The 3,647-nt window shown below is 60.6% G+C and carries 3 protein-coding genes; 1 reads left to right on the top strand and 2 read right to left on the bottom strand.

The window, feature by feature from the left end; translation table 11 throughout:
* Window positions 1–402: 402 nt before the first annotated feature.
* Window positions 403–2,055, bottom strand: coding sequence for an MFS transporter (locus RFM52_RS32605; RefSeq protein WP_320297813.1), 1,653 nt, complete (start codon window positions 2,053–2,055; stop codon window positions 403–405).
* 212 nt (window positions 2,056–2,267) lie between these two features.
* Between RFM52_RS32605 and RFM52_RS32600 the strand changes: the two genes are divergently transcribed.
* Window positions 2,268–2,729, top strand: coding sequence for a Ros/MucR family transcriptional regulator (locus tag RFM52_RS32600; RefSeq protein ID WP_320224044.1), 462 nt, complete (start codon window positions 2,268–2,270; stop codon window positions 2,727–2,729).
* A 185-nt stretch (window positions 2,730–2,914) separates the two neighbouring features.
* Here the strand turns inward: RFM52_RS32600 and RFM52_RS32595 are convergent, their stop codons facing one another.
* Window positions 2,915–3,127, bottom strand: coding sequence for a cold-shock protein (locus RFM52_RS32595; protein ID WP_320224045.1), 213 nt, complete (start codon window positions 3,125–3,127; stop codon window positions 2,915–2,917).
* Window positions 3,128–3,647 lie beyond the last annotated feature (520 nt).

Below are 3,647 nucleotides of genomic sequence, written 5' to 3'. Positions count from 1 at the left end.
TGGCCGGCTGAACTGACGTGCGAACGGTATGGCCGACGCGAGTACGTTAGACCGGCTGCGACCGTAAGGCATACGGAATCCAGCTGCTTGGAACGCCGGCAGCCACGCCAGCTGAACATTCCCGCAGAATTGAATTGATTGGACAGCCGATTGACTGGTCTGCCCGTTGTGATTCGCTGATCTGTCTAAAACTTGAGCGACATGACGACAGCAAGGCGGAGCGCCCGGCGGCGCTTCGGCGGGACCGCAGCGTGCGCGTCGTTGGCACCACTGTTCGGCTTGTAGAGCTGTGGATAGCGATCCCCCAGCCGCGCTCTATCTCCATCGAACTTCGCGGCGGCCTTTGCCACCATCATGATGCCTGCGCTTGGAGCAGTTAGCGATTACCAAATCGAGACGAGATCACCGTCGGAAAAAGAAGCTCCCCGACTGCTCCCGCCTGCGCGGCGCTCCGGTCGGCCGCTCGATCGCAAGCCGCGTGCGAGGCGGAAGCTCTCCCGCATGCAGTTCGAGGAGAGACCGATCCAGTTCCCTGTCCTCCGCGGTCAGCCGGTGGTTGAGGCGAAGGTAGTCCATCCAAGTCGGCGTGCGGAACGTCTCCGTCCAATGCAAGGGTTCCTGGAGGTCGCGCTGGAGATTCCAGTGCCGGGCGCCGGCGCGGCTCTGCACCCGGCGGCGTTCCTGCATCTGGTCGAGGAAGGTTTCGACGTTGGCTTCCGGTATGGAGTACTCGATCTTAACCACGATCGGGCCGCTTCTCGACTTCAAGTCGAGGGCGAGCGCCGGCGTTTCGAAGCCAAGCGAATCCTGGTCGGCCTCTTTCCACTGGCGGATCGGGAGCAGCAGTCCGGTGGCGGCAACCAACAAGAGAGCGCCCGCAGAGGCCTCGAGCGCCAGCGTCAGGGAATGGTTTTCGGCCACCACGCCCCAAATCCAGCAGCCGACCGCGACACCTCCCGACGAGAGGGCCGAGTAGATCGAGAGCGTGCGGCCAACGACCCAGCGCGGGCTCGACAATTGCACGCTGACGTCAAGTCCCGTCCAGGTGACGACCCAACCCGCGCCGCCCAGCGTCAAGGCAATCGCCGCCACCACCAGCGAAGGCGTGAAGGCAAGCGCCAGGCAGCAGGCGGCGCAGGCAATACAGGCGAGCGTCGTCAGACGCTCTTGCGACAGCGACCGTCTCAGCGCGTTGTTGGAAATGCCCGCGCACAAGGCGCCGGCGCCAAATCCAGCCATCAGGACACCATAAGCGATCGGCCCTCCCCCGAGCTGGTCCCGGGCAACCAGTGGCAGCAGCGCCAGGATCGAGATGCTCGTCAGACCGAAAAGGAATCCACGCGCGATCGCCGCCTTGATCTCTCCCGACAGCGCCGTGAAGCGGGCCCCGTCATGAATGGCCGTGCTCAATGGCTCACGGGGAAGAGGCGAAGCGCGACCGCTCCATTTGTAGAGTCCTATGGCCCACAGCATCGCCAGATAGGTCAGCGTCGCCACCGCGAAAGCCGTCAGAGGTCCGAAGGAGGCGACAACGACGCCGCCGAGCGCCGGACCGATGCTTCGCATGGCATTGTAGCCGACCGAGATTAGCGTGACCGCGGCCGGAACTTCGCGCTTTCGCAGGATGTCTCCGACGGAAGCATGCCAGGCCGGATCAGTGAAGGCAGCGCCGCATCCAGCCAGGCAGCTGAAGGCGAGGATTATCCAAGGATTGTAAAATCCCAGCGCCACAACAGCGGTCAGCATGATCGACGACAATGCTATCACGCACCAGCCGATGGCCATGACATGGCGGCGGCTGAAATTGTCGGCAATGGCTCCGGCGAAGATCGATAGAATGAACACTGGAAGCGTCGTGGAGGTCTGCACCAGGGCGACCATCACATCCGAGGTCGAGATGGTCGCCATCAGCCAGCTGACCGCAACCGTCTGAAACAGCCAGCCCAGACCGGACAGCTGTGCGGCAAGCCAGACCGCGCGAAAGGTGGGGCTCTCCAGCGGCGCGAACGTCGCCGACGAAACTGAAGCTGCGTCCGCGCGCGCCACCCTGCTCATTGGGCGAGCCCTTCTCTGTTCGTGAACACGTTTAGTTGGAGATTTCTCCCTCGGCGCACTTGCCTCTGGAGAGTGGCAGGATCAGGGCATTACAATGCCGAACCGAGTAATTTATGCGTCTAGGGCTGGAACGCAACCTTTCATTGCGTTCTGTGGCTGCCTTCATTAATCAAGCTGATTTTTGCAGAAGCCATAAAAATTAGGAGCGTTCCGTGACAGAAGAAATCGAGAGCAATAGTGATGCCCTCATCGAGCTTACCGCCGACGTCGTATCGGCCTACGTCTCGAACAATCCGGTCCCGGTGAGCGACCTTCCTGGCCTGATCGACCAGGTTCATGCCGCCTTAAAAGGCACGATCGGCGGCCCGGTCCCTAAGCCTGAGGACCTCAAGCCTGCCGTTCCCATTAAGAAATCGGTCACGCCCGACTATATCATTAGCTTGGAGGACGGAAAAAAGTTCAAGTCGCTGAAGCGCCATCTCTCAACCCACTATGGCCTTACGCCCGACGAATACCGCGCAAAGTGGGGCCTGCCGGCAGACTACCCGATGGTTGCCCCGAATTATGCCGCAGCTCGCTCTGCTTTAGCCAAGACCCTGGGCCTGGGTCGAAAGCCTGATCGGGCCGAACAGGCCGCGCCGGCAAAGAGGGCCCGCAAAAACGGCGCGGCCTGAGTGTTGTTCCGGCGTGCTGACTTGGAAAGGCGGGGAGACTCCCGCCTTTTGCACTGCGTTCCCCGGCCTGCAACAATTTGCGCGAGGCTTCCGTCGATTTCATGTTCACGCGCGATTTCATCTGCGGCGGTCGGTAGAGGCTCGCCGTCGGGCGGCTGTTGCGCCATGCGCAAGAAGCCGTCAGCTCACTTTACTTTGCTGAGATTGCTGGCCGAGGATTTCCCGGTGCGGCGGTCCTGCTCGATCTCGTAATTAACCTTTTGGCCGTCAGCGAGAGTCGAAAGACCCGATCGCTCCACAGCGGAAATGTGGACAAAAACGTCCGGGCCGCCCGCATCGGGTTGGATGAAGCCGAAGCCCTTCGTGCTGTTGAACCACTTTACCGTGCCAGTTGCCATCCATTTTTCCTTTGTATCGGTTGCAGCGTTGGTTTGCCCAAGCCAGTTAACATTCTGACTTGGGGATAGGCGCAGCAAAAACGAGAAATCGCAAGCCCCCTGGATTGCCAGGAGGAAAATCAAATGCCGGATACCGGCTGGTGAACGCTCAACCCCTGCTTTGTCCCTTGGCTGCTGCGGCCATCACTCGCCATGGCCGGATGGTTCGCGCAACTTCAAAGGGAGGTGGTCGGCTGGAAAGCGCGAACATACTGTCATCGGCAGTTTGGGTTCGAATAGAAAGCGTGGGTCAACCCTGCACAGCGGTTTTCTCACCGCGGCTCGACCCCACTGAAACCGCGGCTGACTGTCTGCGTAAAGGACATCCGGGGCTACGAAGAGATCCATCGGGAAGTCCTTTCCCGGCTACCTGGGGTAAGAAAAATTAGGGCGGATATTCGTTCCGTTTTGATGAATGGCGCGGCCCGAGCGCATCCACGAAATCTTCATTTAGGCGGAGGTAAGGCCAAGCGCGTCTAAA

The organism is Mesorhizobium humile (assembly GCF_033977215.1).
GTDB classification, from domain to species: domain Bacteria; phylum Pseudomonadota; class Alphaproteobacteria; order Rhizobiales; family Rhizobiaceae; genus Mesorhizobium; species Mesorhizobium humile.
The sequence above is the reverse complement of the archived record's forward strand: the minus strand, read 5'-3'. Positions and strand labels throughout refer to the sequence as shown.

What these genes read in the sequence shown, in the direction of transcription:
- RFM52_RS32595 (WP_320224045.1), bottom strand. Translation starts at nt 3,127, where the DNA reads ATGGCAACTGGCACGGTAAAGTGGTTCAACAGCACGAAGGGCTTCGGC.
- RFM52_RS32605 (WP_320297813.1), bottom strand. Translation starts at nt 2,055, where the DNA reads ATGAGCAGGGTGGCGCGCGCGGACGCAGCTTCAGTTTCGTCGGCGACG.